The sequence below is a fragment of the Undibacterium parvum genome, from assembly GCF_003955735.1.
In the GTDB taxonomy this organism is placed as follows: Bacteria; Pseudomonadota; Gammaproteobacteria; order Burkholderiales; family Burkholderiaceae_D; genus Undibacterium; species Undibacterium parvum.
Map to the genome: position 1 here is coordinate 3,084,099 of NZ_CP034464.1, position 12,987 is coordinate 3,097,085.

At 49.1% G+C, this 12,987-nt stretch carries 16 protein-coding genes; 9 read left to right on the top strand and 7 right to left on the bottom strand.

The window, feature by feature from the left end:
- Positions 1 to 219 precede the first annotated feature (219 nt).
- The 3 genes from EJN92_RS13480 to EJN92_RS13490 form a co-directional block, all read right to left on the bottom strand.
- A complete protein-coding gene (locus EJN92_RS13480; RefSeq protein WP_126128310.1) occupies positions 220 to 840 on the bottom strand; it encodes a uracil-DNA glycosylase family protein in 621 nt (206 codons plus the stop codon).
- 82 nt (positions 841 to 922) lie between these two features.
- Positions 923 to 1,384, bottom strand: coding sequence for a YHS domain-containing (seleno)protein (locus EJN92_RS13485; protein ID WP_126128311.1), 462 nt, complete (start codon positions 1,382 to 1,384; stop codon positions 923 to 925).
- A gap of 51 nt (positions 1,385 to 1,435) precedes the next feature.
- Positions 1,436 to 1,981 (bottom strand): carboxymuconolactone decarboxylase family protein, encoded by a 546-nt coding sequence (locus tag EJN92_RS13490; protein WP_126128312.1) that lies wholly within the window; start codon positions 1,979 to 1,981, stop codon positions 1,436 to 1,438.
- Between the two features lie 112 nt (positions 1,982 to 2,093).
- On the opposite strand from EJN92_RS13490, the gene EJN92_RS13495 reads away from it, so the two are divergent.
- Positions 2,094 to 2,924 carry an AraC family transcriptional regulator gene (locus tag EJN92_RS13495; protein WP_126128313.1) on the top strand — a complete coding sequence of 277 codons (831 nt, stop codon included), beginning with the start codon at positions 2,094 to 2,096 and terminating at the stop codon, positions 2,922 to 2,924.
- A gap of 85 nt (positions 2,925 to 3,009) precedes the next feature.
- Here the strand turns inward: EJN92_RS13495 and EJN92_RS13500 are convergent, their stop codons facing one another.
- Both EJN92_RS13500 and EJN92_RS13505 read right to left on the bottom strand, forming a co-directional pair.
- Positions 3,010 to 3,714 (bottom strand): cytochrome c biogenesis CcdA family protein, encoded by a 705-nt coding sequence (locus EJN92_RS13500; protein WP_126128314.1) that lies wholly within the window; start codon positions 3,712 to 3,714, stop codon positions 3,010 to 3,012.
- 4 nt (positions 3,715 to 3,718) lie between these two features.
- Complete coding sequence (locus EJN92_RS13505) at positions 3,719 to 4,123, bottom strand: thioredoxin family protein (protein ID WP_126128315.1); 405 nt, start codon at positions 4,121 to 4,123, stop codon at positions 3,719 to 3,721.
- 209 nt (positions 4,124 to 4,332) lie between these two features.
- On the opposite strand from EJN92_RS13505, the gene tnpA reads away from it, so the two are divergent.
- From tnpA to tnpC, 3 genes are read left to right on the top strand one after another with little or no spacing between them, the layout of a single operon-like run.
- Positions 4,333 to 4,734, top strand: coding sequence for an IS66 family insertion sequence element accessory protein TnpA (gene tnpA, locus EJN92_RS13510; protein ID WP_126126596.1), 402 nt, complete (start codon positions 4,333 to 4,335; stop codon positions 4,732 to 4,734).
- A complete protein-coding gene (gene tnpB, locus EJN92_RS13515; protein WP_126126595.1) occupies positions 4,731 to 5,078 on the top strand; it encodes an IS66 family insertion sequence element accessory protein TnpB in 348 nt (115 codons plus the stop codon). The genes tnpA and tnpB overlap by 4 nt, the downstream gene beginning before the upstream one ends.
- Before the next feature lie 53 nt (positions 5,079 to 5,131).
- Positions 5,132 to 6,697 (top strand): IS66 family transposase, encoded by a 1,566-nt coding sequence (gene tnpC, locus EJN92_RS13520; RefSeq protein ID WP_126126216.1) that lies wholly within the window; start codon positions 5,132 to 5,134, stop codon positions 6,695 to 6,697.
- A 521-nt stretch (positions 6,698 to 7,218) separates the two neighbouring features.
- Here the strand turns inward: tnpC and EJN92_RS13525 are convergent.
- A complete protein-coding gene (locus EJN92_RS13525) occupies positions 7,219 to 7,770 on the bottom strand; it encodes a chlorite dismutase family protein (protein ID WP_126128316.1) in 552 nt (183 codons plus the stop codon).
- 75 nt (positions 7,771 to 7,845) lie between these two features.
- Positions 7,846 to 8,772, bottom strand: a complete 927-nt coding sequence (locus EJN92_RS13530; RefSeq protein WP_126128317.1) for a LysR family transcriptional regulator — start codon at positions 8,770 to 8,772, stop codon at positions 7,846 to 7,848.
- 117 nt (positions 8,773 to 8,889) lie between these two features.
- Here EJN92_RS13530 and EJN92_RS13535 point away from each other — a divergent pair, with 117 nt between their 5' ends.
- The 5 genes from EJN92_RS13535 to EJN92_RS13555 all read left to right on the top strand — a co-directional run bounded on the left by EJN92_RS13535 (position 8,890) and on the right by EJN92_RS13555 (position 12,979).
- Positions 8,890 to 9,639 carry an SDR family NAD(P)-dependent oxidoreductase gene (locus tag EJN92_RS13535; RefSeq protein ID WP_126128318.1) on the top strand — a complete coding sequence of 250 codons (750 nt, stop codon included), beginning with the start codon at positions 8,890 to 8,892 and terminating at the stop codon, positions 9,637 to 9,639.
- Positions 9,640 to 9,692: 53 nt separating this feature from the next.
- Positions 9,693 to 10,229 carry a carboxymuconolactone decarboxylase family protein gene (locus tag EJN92_RS13540; RefSeq protein ID WP_126128319.1) on the top strand — a complete coding sequence of 179 codons (537 nt, stop codon included), beginning with the start codon at positions 9,693 to 9,695 and terminating at the stop codon, positions 10,227 to 10,229.
- 39 nt (positions 10,230 to 10,268) lie between these two features.
- Entirely contained in the window at positions 10,269 to 11,207 is a 939-nt protein-coding gene (locus tag EJN92_RS13545; protein ID WP_126128320.1) for a DMT family transporter, read from the top strand.
- 41 nt (positions 11,208 to 11,248) lie between these two features.
- Entirely contained in the window at positions 11,249 to 11,926 is a 678-nt protein-coding gene (locus tag EJN92_RS13550) for a peroxiredoxin-like family protein (protein ID WP_227869538.1), read from the top strand.
- Positions 11,927 to 12,358: 432 nt separating this feature from the next.
- Positions 12,359 to 12,979 carry a tyrosine-type recombinase/integrase gene (locus EJN92_RS13555; protein WP_126128321.1) on the top strand — a complete coding sequence of 207 codons (621 nt, stop codon included), beginning with the start codon at positions 12,359 to 12,361 and terminating at the stop codon, positions 12,977 to 12,979.
- Positions 12,980 to 12,987 lie beyond the last annotated feature (8 nt).

Below are 12,987 nucleotides of genomic sequence, written 5' to 3' on the forward strand. Positions count from 1 at the left end.
TGGTCACGCCTAATCACAAGAGATGACATTTCCTTACGAGACATAAGTCAAGTTTCACCATCGTAGAATTCGAATCTAAAACTGTCTGAAAAGAATTCAAGAGTAACTCTTTATTTGTTGGCTAAACTTAAGCCCTAAGACAATTATTTCGATGTTTTTTCACAACTTTTTATCAGATGATGGGTTGCCCATTAAAAAGAAATCGAACCTAAAAGTTCATCAATTAATGAGTTGTGCAACACCCTCGCGAAGGACAGGAATAACCTCTTGCTCAAACCAAGGGTTATTGCGCAACCAGCGCTGATTGCGTGGGCTTGGATGTGGTAGCGGCAACATCGTCGGCCAACGCTTCCGCCAAGCTTTTACTACCTCGGTGACACTTTGTTTTTTGCCAGTTTGCGCGTGCCAATCCATCGCATAGCTACCGATTATCAGCGTCAGACGTATGTTGGGCAAACTGTCGAGCAGCCTCTGGCGCCACTGGGCTGCGCACTCCGGGCGCGGTGGCAAATCACCACCCGCAGCCGTACCGGGGAAACACAGGCCCATCGGCAGAATCGCGATGCGTTTATCATCATAAAAAGTGTCGCGGTCGATACCCATCCAGTTGCGCAAACGATCACCACTGGGGTCATTAAACGGAATGCCGCTTTCATGCGCTTTTTTACCCGGTGCCTGGCCGGCAATAAGTATCGTCGCCGCCGGATTTAATTGAAAAATTGGCCGCGGCCCTAGCGGCAAATGCGCTGAACACAAGGTGCATGCGCGAACTTCACCCACCATTCGTGCGAACGTGATTGGGATAGTCTTGGCGGAAGCTGGCTTGCGTATTGAAGGCATATTTTGTGGACATATCACATGGACATATTGAGCGAAATTTTTGCAGGAAGACAGCCGCCCAAACGGGGCGGCTCGCATCAGCTTACAGCTCTTGCGGTTTTTTAGTCGCTATTTTTTTCCAGTTCAAATTCGCATCAGTAATGCGTCCGGAAACGTTTTGCAACCAGATCGAACGCGTTTTTGAATCCAGGTTCAAATACAGTTTGCCATCAACAATATCGAATTGCTCAGGATCGGCAACAAATTTTTTGCTGACCGAGACGCCGAAAGCGCAATAACCACCAAACTGAGGAAGAAATTTTGCCGGTGTCGCCTCAAACGTTTTCTTATTGTCGTCAGTGGCAAATTGATAGGTGACGCCGTCAACAACCGCAACGTGATGGCCGTTGCCGCGTTGCGGTTTTTCCTGAGTATGGTACGACGTCAAATCGTAACCGCCCGCACCAATAATGTTATCCGTGTTGTTATCGGCAAAACTTGGGGCCGCTGATGCAAAGGCTAACAATGCGGTCAATGCAAAAATTGATTTTTTAATGATGTTCATGGTTTTTTTCCAATCGTAAATCGGTGAAAAGGGTTTGGTGACAAAAGTAAATTACGCAGCTAATTGCAATGGAACGACAGGGAAATCGATGTCGGTACGTGCAACATTGTTGGTGTAATTAGTCAAAGTTGTGGCGACGACATTGACGATGATTTCCAATAAATCGGCCTCAGACAGACCCGCGCTTTTGAATTGATCAAGCGTTGCCGGATCAACGTGACCACGCTGCTCAACCAGTGCTTTTGTAAAGCCTGCTATAGCTCCAGCGCGCGTTTCACTACCATTGCCAGCGCGTGCACTCAACATTTGTTGCGCATTCAAGCCGGCATTTTTACCCAGTAAGGTATGCGCGCTAACACAGTAGTGGCAGCTGTTCGCTTGCGATGTGGCCAATGCAATGATTTCGCGCTCGCTTGCAGACAAGGCACCATTCGCTATCGTTTCATTCATGCCAAGCAAGCTATTTAATGCCGTTGGAGATTTTGCCAAGGTGGCGAAAAGATTGGGGATTATGCCAATTTTTGCTTTTACTGCATTTAATGTGGCAGCGGTAGCGGCGTCGGCATTGTTCAAATCGAGAGTGGCGATGTAAGTCATGGTTGTTTCCTTTTAAAGTGATCGTTCGAGGGTGAACGACAGGACAAAGAATAAGTTATACTTAAATTCGATTGTTAAACAAAAATCTTCATTTACATACGAATCGTCCAGAGTGACTTCAGACCCGCTCACACCGCTGCTTGCGCACTTCAAGGCAGAAGCACGCTTGTTCTATTCAGGCAACCTTTGCGGCAATGCCAGTTTTGGCACTGAACATGGCACTGGTTTTCTGCATTTACTGCGCGCCGGTAGCGTAAAACTTCATGATTCAACGGGGTATGCAACAACGTTAAGCGAACCGACACTGATCTTTTATTCGCGCCCGCTTAACCATAGTTTTCAGACCGACCCGAATAGTGGCGCCGATCTGGTCTGCGCCTCAATGCACTTCGAGCATAAGGCTTTCAATCCGATTTCATTTGCACTGCCGGCGCGGTTTGAATGCCCATTAAGCGCCTTCAAAGGAGCCGATGCCTTACTTGGTCTACTTTTTAGCGAAGCCTTCGATCAAAAACCAGGGCGACAAAACGTGCTTGACCGGCTTTTTGAGGTCGTACTGATTGACGTCCTACGCATTGCACTATCAAGGCAAGATGCTGAGCCAGGCTTGTTCCGTAGTTTGCTGCACCCGCAACTGAGCAAGGCACTCACCGCAATTCATGCAAACCCGGCAACCGAATGGTCACTCGATACGCTAGCGAATCTGGCGGGCATGTCACGCAGCAGTTTTGCGGTAACGTTCAAAAATGAAGTCGGCGATTCGCCAGGAAATTACCTCACACGCTGGCGTGTCACGCTGGCACAGGCAATGATACGCGAAGGTGTGCCCTTGAAATTGGTGGCCGAACGGGTTGGCTATGCAAGCCAGGCGGGATTTTTACGTGCGTTTAAGATTGTTATCGGTGAATCCCCGACCACGTGGCGCAATGGGTTGGTGGAGTAGTTAGTCAAGCTAAATAAAATCGACGCTCCTAGTAAAGAAAAGATACTACCCTATACCGTACTAGAGGTCGTCAATGTTGTAGATATCAAAGAGAGATCGCCCAATCAGGCAACATTTGATTGGCGTAAATCGCAAGAGTTTTATCTAATCCCACGAGTATCATGCCGCCAAGCACAATGAGTAGATAGCCCAATACAATTTTTGCACTCGCCACACGACTGAATAAACCCGGGCGAACTCGCTTCAGCACCTGCCCTGAAACAAAAGCTGCCAGCAGTAAAGCAAAAGCAGTGCCGATACCAAAGGCGAACATCACAAGAAATGCCATACCCAAGTCTTGGCCTATCGACGCCACAGCAATCGCAGCGCCTAAGGTAGGGCCAACGCAAGGCAACCACACTAAGCCCAGCAGCAAACCCACACCAAACTGTCCCAGACTATTTGAGCTGTTGCCGATATCAAAGCGACTACTGAGCATGGACATTTGCTGATTGATCCAATCTGCTAAAGGTTTGACTACCAAGATTAAGCCCACCAATACCATCAATACCGCGGCGACGGAACGGAAGGCATCAGGGTTCAATCCCAAATTGAGCAAGATAAAAGATAAGAAAGCACCAGCGATGGCAAATGACAAACTCAAACCAAGCGCTAAATAAATTGGCCCTAAGCGACTTTGACCACTGGCGGACGTCATCACGATCGGGACCAAAGGCCAAACACATGGTGATAGGACACTAAGCACACCAGCCACAAGGGCGATGCTAACGGAGGCAAATTCGAGTGACATAGAATTAATTGTAGTTATAGTCGATGGCTTTATTGATCTCTGCAGAGATCACCTCAACACGCGTTTCAGCAACGGCAAACCAGTGTTGTTTGTTGCCGCGATACAGTAACAAGGTGGACTGACGGGGTGCTCGGAATTGACGCACGACGTCTTTACTTTTGTCATAGTCGACTTCTAAAATGGTGAATTTTTTGTCAGGATTCGCATTGCGGAATTGCTCGAACACTTTTTGCTGCTGTTTGCAAGTTGGGCACCAAGGCGCATAGATATCAATCAACACGACTGCGCCAGAGGCTTGCAGTGCATCAAAACGCGCTTGCGTGAACGGCTCCTTATCTAAGGCATATGCATTTGAAAAAACTAAGCATAGCGCGAAAGCGGAGAGAATCTTTTTGAGGAAGTTGGTCATATCAGTCTCATTCAATATTAAGGGATTAAATTGAGGCACCTTTGTCACCCAATGATGTCTTCAAGTGGTAACAACTGTGCGCATTCCTGATTGGTCGAGCCATTTCATGAATCCTTACAGTGCGATCAAATGTAAGCGTCCAACGCAACCATCTGGAAATCGATAACGATATAAGTGACACTCGACTCTTTCAATGATCTGGAGTTAGCATGAATTTCAATCCTCTCAAAGTGGCGTTTTGGACTAAGCATCAGCAGCACTGGGCTGAGAGCGGCTTATCACTGAGCGCGTATTGTCGACGTGAAGCCATCGGCTATTCAACGTTTTATACCTGGCGCAAACGCCTCGCTTCCATCGTTATTGATCAGAGTGTCACACTTGCCACACCCGCTGTAAAATCGCCAGTAGTTTCTCAAGCTAAGCACACCTCCCTCACGACAATCGCATCGACATCGCCGCGGCCAGCCATGAAGCCTTGCAAGTTGGTGCCGGTGTCGATCAGGGCATCACTTCCCGAGATTGTCTTGTGCAGCCCGGCCGGTTGGCAGGTGACTATTTCTAACCATGTTGACTTACCCGTGTTGGCGCAATTGCTGCGGCAACTACCATGAGCCTGCCACTGACTCCGGCACAGGTGTATCTCGCTGTCGAACCGATCGATATGCGCAGCGGTGTTGACGGACTTTCCCTGCATGTACAAGAAAGTTTGGGTAAGCCACCTTGCGATGGCAGTGCCTATGCATTTCGTAACAAGAATAGCACCCGCATCAAGCTATTGATCTGGGATGGCACCGGTGTTTGGTTATGTATGCGACGCTTGCACAAAGGTCGCTTCGTCTGGCCGCAGAGCCATGATGCGGCGTGTGTCTTGTCGAACGAAGAATGGCAATGGCTCACCACGGGCGTTGACTGGCCCCGACTTAACGCGCCGCCACAATCGAATTGGCGCGTATAAAAAGGGATGCCTCCCCCTGTTAACTTTCGGTCGGGCGAGGTATACTTTCGTGCATGGATATCGCCACCAAACTCGCCCAATTCAACGCTGACCCCGCACTGACTCAATGGGTGATGGCGCAGTTGAATGGGGCCGGACTGGCACAGGCGGAGAAGGCTGCTTTGCAGGATCAATTACGTCGCAAGGAGCACGATCTTCACGTCAAAGAATGCAAAATTCAAGCCTTGACTTTAGAACTGGCGTATCACAAACGTCTCAAATTCAGCGCAAAAGCCGAAGCGTTTACGGTACAACAACGCGACCTGTTTTTAGAGTGCGAACAAAGCGACCTGGCTGCGATGCAGGCCGAGCTTGCCCAATTATCTTCAGCGACAACACCACGTAAGCCAAGCCCTACCGGACGTAGGCCACTGCCAGCGGAACTGCCGCGCATTGAACATCGTCATGAGCCAGAAAGCTGCACCTGCGCTCAATGCGGCAAAGACCTGATCAAGATCGGTGAAGACATCAGTGAACAACTCGACGTCGAACCAGCACGCTTCTTTGTGCATCGGCATATTCGCCCTCAATACGCCTGTCGCGCTTGTGAGACAGTCACCGCAGCAGCCATTCCCCCGGCAGTGATCGATCGTAGTCTGGCGGCACCAGGATTATTGGCATGGGTGGTAATTCAAAAATATCTCGATCACTTACCACTGTATCGGATTGAGCAAATCAGCAGTCGACACGGTGTTGGCATTGCCCGCTCCACACTGGCCGAGTGGGTAGGACGTATTGGCGTCGCCCTGCAACCGCTCAGTGACCGGTTGGCAGAAATACTCAAGCAAGGACGAGTGCTGCATGCCGACGAAACCCCGGTGCCGCTGCTCGACCCCGGCAATGGTAAGACCAAGCGTGCCTATCTATGGGCATATCGCAGCAATGCCTTAGAAGACCAGCCTGCCATCATCGTGTTCGATTTCCAAACCGGACGCAGTGGCAGTCATGCGCGCGCGTTTCTGCGGCATTGGCAAGGCCATCTTATGGTGGATGATTATGCCGGCTACAAAGCCCTGTTCGCGCTGGGCATCACCGAACTGGCCTGCCTGGCGCACGCCCGTCGCAAATTCTTCGACCTGCACGCCGCCAATGGGCATCCGATTGCCAATGAGGCACTTACACGCATTGCAAAGCTGTATCACATTGAGGCCGAGGGTAAAGGCGACAGTATCGAACAACGACAACAACGACGTGCTACACAGGCGCTGCCAGAACTCAAAGCGATGCATGCCTGGCTGATTCACACACGCCAACAGAGCGCCGATGGCAGCAGTCTCGCCAAAGCCATCGACTACAGCCTCAAACGCTGGAGCGCGATTGAACGCTACGCCAATAGCGGTCATCTGCCAATCGACAATAATCCGATTGAAAACGCCATTCGCCCTATTGCCATTGGCAAAAAGAACTGGCTCTTCGCCGGTTCTGAACGAGCAGGCCGACAAGCTGCCGCCATTCAAAGCCTGCTCGCCACCGCGAAAGCCAATGGCATAGAACCTTTGGCATGGCTTAAAGGCACACTCGAAAAATTACCGACGCATCCAAACAGCCGGATTGATGAACTGCTACCGCTGCCTTGTTAATGCGCTTTAGGAATAAATGCTAGACGGATCTGTTGGACGCTTACGTAAATCGACATCCAACGCATTTTTGATTCCATCGGCGTCTTAGGGGAGAAATGAATCACTCATAAAAAAACCCTCCAATACATCTAATTAAAGACACATTGGAGGGCAAGCTTAAGCTTACGACAAGGTATGACTCTAAAATTTGAACCGACAACTAGCGTTGCAGAACTGATTCCCCCATCAAGAACAGTTTCAAAGGCGCTGATGCCTTACTTGGCCTACTTTTTATGAGGCTTTTGATGAAAAACTCGGACAAAAAAATGTGCTTGACCGGCTTTTTGAGGTGGTATTGATTGACGTCCTGCGCATCGCGCTATCAAGGCAGATGCCGAGCCATCGTGCCCAATACCGCACTAGAGGTCGTCAATGTCGTTGTAAAGCAAATGCCGACTGAATTGGCGGTTCCTTAGACAGTTCGAAATGTGGCCGATGTTTTACAAAACTTGGCGTGCGTTTGGGGGCACAATTGTGAATGATCACGCCTTTTTCTCCAGACGAATATCAATTTCACGATCAACAAATTGCCATTCTTTTGTCGCTCGCAATTGCGCAAGTAATTGATTGAATAGTTCTGTATGTTCCGGGGCAAATTCAAACCAGGTTATAAAATCAAATTGTTCCCCAAGATCACGCGAATGATGTAATTGCCGAGCGATTTCGGGAAGATAGCCTAGCCCAATTTCGGTGTGATGCGATTGCTCTTCAAAAATGGATCGTCGTTCATCCTGAGACATAGCCCACCATTGAGCATTTTTCTTGATAGGAATAAGCGCAGCGCACACAGATGCATTTCTGTTTAAACCTTCTTGTGCTGCTTGAAGTTTTACAATTTCATTTCGATTTGCGTAACGGACATTGCTGGTAAAACCCTGCAATGCCCAAACACCTTGTTCGGTCAATTTATTCAGTGGCGAATTGATGACTTCAATCCTCTGCACCGATTCAAGTGCTGACCCTACAATAGTATTTTGGTTGGTGACATTCCACAGGCCGACATCACTTCCGACAAATGAATAAAAATTTTTCATCGATGGTTCTCCTTGTATGACCAGTGCAGAGGCGACGGGATCGTGGCACGATAATATTAACGAAACGAGAAAACGTCAATCGCGATTCGTCACCAATGCAGAGGCAACGTGCTCGACAAACGCTTTAACCTTTGCCGAGTGCTTACGTTCAGGTGGACTCACCATGTGGATCGGCGCTGGCGGAGATTGCCAACCAGGCATAACACGTATCACCTCGCCACTCGCCAACTCAGACTCAAAAAGCCATGTCGGCGAATAGCCAATGCCCATCCCGGTGCTAACTGCATAACGGATCACCTCACTACTATTCGTTTGCAGACGCCCCCCCACGCGAAGTGTCTTGCGAGTGCCAGTAGGCTCTGAAGCTCCCGCAACGGCTTCGAAAGTCCACAGATTGCGTGTGGCCAGTTCGGTATAGACAATACAATTGTGGCTGGATAAGTCTTCCGGATTCATTGGTACATTGAGCCCTTTTGGCAAGGTTTTTGAGTAGTCACGATGCGCCAATAGCATACGTTGCGAAGTGCCTATGCGGCGAGCGATCAACCCACTGTCAGGCAAATCGCCGATACGTACCGAGACATCAATTCCTTGCTCAACCAAATCGATAAACCCGTCATTGAGTCGCAAGTCGATTTTTACACCCGGGTGGGTATTCATGAATGTACTCACTAAAGGCATGAGTTTGAGACGGCCAAATCCTACCGAGGCGGCTACTCGTAACCAGCCGCTTAGTTGACCTTCGCCTTGGCGCAAATCGGATTCAGCCTCATTGATCTCTCCCACAAGCCTGCGTGCCTGCTCGAAATAGCGGGTGCCCTCTTCTGATAACGAGAGCGATCGCGTTGTTCTGATTAACAGCTTGGTGCCCAATTCTTTTTCCAGAGCCGCAACCTGCTTGCTGATCGCGCTTTGAGTCGACCGCATCTCGTCTGCTACCGCCGTAAAGCTGCCCGCTTCAACCACACGCACAAAAGTTTTCATTGCCGAAAGCTTATCCATGACGTCTCCATTTATTCCATTATCGACTAATTGATATGACAAAACACAGTCTATATCAACTTTTTGAAATGAGTCATAGTTCATGCTCTTAACAACCAAACCCGACAAGGAATCAATATGAAACAACCTACAGTACTAATTACAGGTGCGCTTACAGGCATCGGCCGAGCAACTGCCATCGCTTTTGCAAAACAAGGTGCCAATGTGGTCGTCAGCGGCCGGCATGAAGTGGCGGGCCAATCGCTGGCAGCCGAATTACGAACGCTTGGTGCAAACGCAGAATTCGTCAAAGCCGATGTCGCTAACGAAGCCGATGTCAGCAAGCTTATCGAAAAGGCAGTCAGCCTTTTTGGTCAACTAGACATTGCCGTGAACAATGCTGGCACCGAAGGTGAATTAGGTCCAATCACCGGACAAACGGCAGAAAACGTACATGCGACATTTTCGACCAATGTTCTCGGTACGCTGCTGTCTATGAAACACGAGATGCGCGCAATGCAGGCGCAGGGACACGGCTCTATCGTCAACCTCTCTTCCATTGCCGGAAAGGTCGGCGTGGCAGGTGCATCGGTCTATGTTGCAAGCAAGCATGCAGTGGAAGGCTTGACCAAAAGTGCCGCATTGGAAGGCGCCGCGTTTGGCGTTCGTGTCAACGCAGTTGCGCCAGGACCAGTCCAAACCGACATGCTCGACCGATTTGTCGGTCGGGATGAAAGCCAGAAAGCCGGTTTCTTGTCAGGCATTCCATTAAAGCGTGCCGCAACTGTCGATGAAATTGCTGAGACGATCCTCTTCGTGGCGTCATCCAAGGCCACTTACCTGACCGGCCAATCGATCGCGGTTGACGGTGGCTTCACCATTCAATAAACCAGACTTATAAATTTCACTCTAGCATTTTCACTACCCAACAGGAAATCATCATGACTATCATCAATGTACCGACCCGTGAAGAAGTATCTGCCACCAATCAAGCTATTTTTGATAACCTCAAAAGTGCGATAGGCATGGTGCCCAATCTCTATGCCACGTTTGCCCATTCCGAAACAGCCTTGGCAAGCTATATGACTTTCCAGAATGCCAAAAGTAGCGTGTCTGGCAAAGCGCGTGAGGTTGTCAATCTCGTTGTAAGTCAGGTCAATGAATGCCGTTACTGTTTGGCCGCACACACCATGCTCAGCAAAATGGCCGGTTTCACAGATGAACAAATTCTCGAAATCCGTCATGGTCGCGCCAGTTTCGACACCAAATTCGACGCACTTGCACGCCTGGCAAAAGGAATCACTGAAAGCCGTGGCCACGTCGATCAAGCTCTAGTCCTCGAATTCTTTGCCGCTGGTTGGACGAAAGAAAACCTGGTCGATGCCATCGTCATCATCGGTGACAAAATCGTGAGCAACTATTTGCACTCGACAACCCAAGTTCCTGTGGATTTTCCTGCCGCTCCTGAGCTCGCCTAATCAACCCATCGACCCATCGACCTATTATCGGAGCGCAGCATGAACAACACAACACTCACACCTTCAGCGGTATCACTATCGGGTGACGCGGCAAGACTTGCCACAGGGATTGCCGTTGGGTTGTTGGCAGCCAGCATTGGCGCGCTCTACACGGTTTATGCCAGATGGGGAATTGCACGAGGGCTCTCGTCGCCCGATTTGACAGCACTGCGCTTTGGAATTGCAGGACTTGTCCTCTTGCCCGTGCTATTGACGGCATTGATCAAACAACGCACTGTTTTGTCCAAAAAATGGCGTGTCTGGATTGCAGTGTCAATGTTGGCTGGAACGCCATTTGGCTTGCTTATGTTTGGCGCCCTTCAGTTCACGCCGTCTAGTCATGCCGCAGTATTTCCCTTTGCTGCGATGAGCGTAATGGGAATGTTGATTGGCGCTTTAGTCCTGCGCGACCGCATTACTCATAGAAAGGCATTGGGCATTGCTGTTGTGGTATTTGGTCTGGTGCTGGTGTCGGGAATTGATCAAGCAAGTTTTACAAATCAAACGTTGATGGGTGATGCGATGTTCATCGCAGCCGGAACCTTGTGGGCATACTTTGGCGTTCTTCTGAGAAAGCATAGCCTTGATCCTTTGCTTGCCACATCAGTCATCGCGTTTTCAGCACTTGTCACTTATGTTCCCGTTTACTTGTGGGCAACAGGGGCAAAAGGTCTGATCGAAGCAAGCAGTGAGGTATTCTGGACCGAAGCGTTGATCCAGGGTGTCATTGCCGGAACCGGCACACTCTTCACCTACGCCAAGATGGTATCCATCCTAGGGCCAACGCGTGCTGCTGTATTCCCTGCACTGGCACCGGGTATCGCGGCGCTCATTGCGTGGCCCATTCTAGGGCACAAGCCAGGCACCTTTGAAATCTTAGGATTGATCATCGTCATCGCAGGGCTCCTCTTTGCTGTCACTGGCGTTCGTAAGAGCTAGTTTTGGCAATTTTTACTTTATTCAACTTTTAGGAATTCAATATGCAAACCGACACATTTCTCTCAACTGAACTCGCAGCCTATAAAGCAGGCTTCGCTAGCCGTGTCGCGCCAGAACGCCTCGCGATGATGGAAGGCGCAACGACCAAACTCAAAAACACTGGCATTGAATTGAGCGCAAAAAAAGTTGGCGATAGGGCTCCTAATGCGACCCTACCCGACGCGAAAGGCAAATTGATCAATCTTGAAAACTTATGGAAAAGCGGCCCGCTGGTTGCTATATTCTATCGGGGAGCATGGTGCCCATATTGCAATCTGGAGCTGCGCGCTTGGCAAAAGCACACCGCCGAACTGAGAAAGCTCGGTGCAACATTGGTGGCAATCTCGCCCCAAACGCCGGATAATTCTATGAGCACGGCAGAAAAAAATGAACTTGCGTTTTCTGTTCTGAGTGATTCCGCAATGGAAGCAGCAAGGGGTTTTGGCATTGAATTCACGCTGCCACCAGAACTGGTGGAGTTGTATGGTTCTGTTGAAAATAACCTCCCTGAGCTCAATGGCAATGGTCAATGGGTACTGCCGATCCCCGCGACGTTTGTAATTGACCAATCGGGCATCATTCAATTCGCTCACGTGGATGCCGACTATCGCAGTCGTGCAGAACCAGCAGAGGTAATCAGCCTGGTTCGGTTACTGGTATCAAGTGCTTTGCCAGATTGATAGACCAGTTTTTTAGTGCTAATTTGTCGAGATAAAATCATCGACAATTTTGCTACCATACTCAGCAGAATTCACTGTCTTCATTCCTGACTAGGTGTTACGTTAAGTTAGGCGGCGCAACTAGCAGGAGGTGTCGGCCGGCGTATTAAAGCAATGTCTTCGAAGTAGCGCCAGAGAAGCAAACGGCAGCAATGCCGGAAAACATACCCATCAATTAAAAGGGGCGTGTTCGCTTAATTTTTGAAGGGCGGGCAATTTCCTTTCAGTCCTTAAGTTTTTTCAATCCAGTCGTGACTGACTTCTTTCAATCTGTTTTGTCGGTTAGGGTAGCCTTCAAGTCATGCCATGGTGGAGTTAATTTTTTAGCGCGTTCACTCGTATCGCAAAATAAGTTCAAAATGATCATCTCTATTTTGAAGAAGGAGAATCGTCATGAACTCAAACACAGTTGAACATAAAACATCTTGGAACAAAGGAAAATTAGTCGGTCAAAAATTGCCCTTAAAACTGAAAGAAATCTGGGCAATCCGAATTCGCCTTCAGCTTGCTCTACGCACCCGGGAATTGGCGATGTTCAATTTGGCGATCGATAGTAAGTTGCGTGGTTGTGATCTGGTCAATTTACGCGTCTGTGATGTCGCCCAAGGGCAAAGAATCATGTCGCGCGCTATTGTCATGCAAAAGAAAACCAAAGTACCAGTTCAATTCGAAATTACGGAATCGACCAGGGACTCACTTTTAGCTTTGATCAACAAGGCACACCTGACGCCGGATCAATGTCTATTTCAAAGTAGGCTAAAAAAATCAGTTCATATTTCAACGCGACAATATGCAAGGATCGTTCAATCTTGGGTCACTTCCATAGGATTAAATCCAGTCGCGTATGGCACACATACGATGCGTCGAACCAAAGCGACCTTGATTTATCGCCGGACAAAAAATTTACGTGCGGTGCAGCTTTTGCTTGGCCATACTAAACTCGAAAGCACCGTGCGTTATTTGGGCATTGAGGTTGATGATGCCCTTGAGATTGCGGAACAAACAGAGGTGTAAACATCTGT

Bases quoted from the DNA above. Each gene is read 5' to 3' on its own strand.
- EJN92_RS13480 (WP_126128310.1), bottom strand. From the start codon at position 840: ATGCCTTCAATACGCAAGCCAGCTTCCGCCAAGACTATCCCAATCACG.
- EJN92_RS13485 (WP_126128311.1), bottom strand. From the start codon at position 1,384: ATGAACATCATTAAAAAATCAATTTTTGCATTGACCGCATTGTTAGCC.
- EJN92_RS13490 (WP_126128312.1), bottom strand. From the start codon at position 1,981: ATGACTTACATCGCCACTCTCGATTTGAACAATGCCGACGCCGCTACC.
- EJN92_RS13500 (WP_126128314.1), bottom strand. From the start codon at position 3,714: ATGTCACTCGAATTTGCCTCCGTTAGCATCGCCCTTGTGGCTGGTGTG.
- EJN92_RS13505 (WP_126128315.1), bottom strand. From the start codon at position 4,123: ATGACCAACTTCCTCAAAAAGATTCTCTCCGCTTTCGCGCTATGCTTA.
- tnpA (WP_126126596.1), top strand. From the start codon at position 4,333: ATGAATTTCAATCCTCTCAAAGTGGCGTTTTGGACTAAGCATCAGCAG.
- tnpB (WP_126126595.1), top strand. From the start codon at position 4,731: ATGAGCCTGCCACTGACTCCGGCACAGGTGTATCTCGCTGTCGAACCG.
- tnpC (WP_126126216.1), top strand. From the start codon at position 5,132: ATGGATATCGCCACCAAACTCGCCCAATTCAACGCTGACCCCGCACTG.
- EJN92_RS13525 (WP_126128316.1), bottom strand. From the start codon at position 7,770: ATGAAAAATTTTTATTCATTTGTCGGAAGTGATGTCGGCCTGTGGAAT.
- EJN92_RS13530 (WP_126128317.1), bottom strand. From the start codon at position 8,772: ATGGATAAGCTTTCGGCAATGAAAACTTTTGTGCGTGTGGTTGAAGCG.
- EJN92_RS13535 (WP_126128318.1), top strand. From the start codon at position 8,890: ATGAAACAACCTACAGTACTAATTACAGGTGCGCTTACAGGCATCGGC.
- EJN92_RS13540 (WP_126128319.1), top strand. From the start codon at position 9,693: ATGACTATCATCAATGTACCGACCCGTGAAGAAGTATCTGCCACCAAT.
- EJN92_RS13545 (WP_126128320.1), top strand. From the start codon at position 10,269: ATGAACAACACAACACTCACACCTTCAGCGGTATCACTATCGGGTGAC.
- EJN92_RS13550 (WP_227869538.1), top strand. From the start codon at position 11,249: ATGCAAACCGACACATTTCTCTCAACTGAACTCGCAGCCTATAAAGCA.
- EJN92_RS13555 (WP_126128321.1), top strand. From the start codon at position 12,359: ATGAACTCAAACACAGTTGAACATAAAACATCTTGGAACAAAGGAAAA.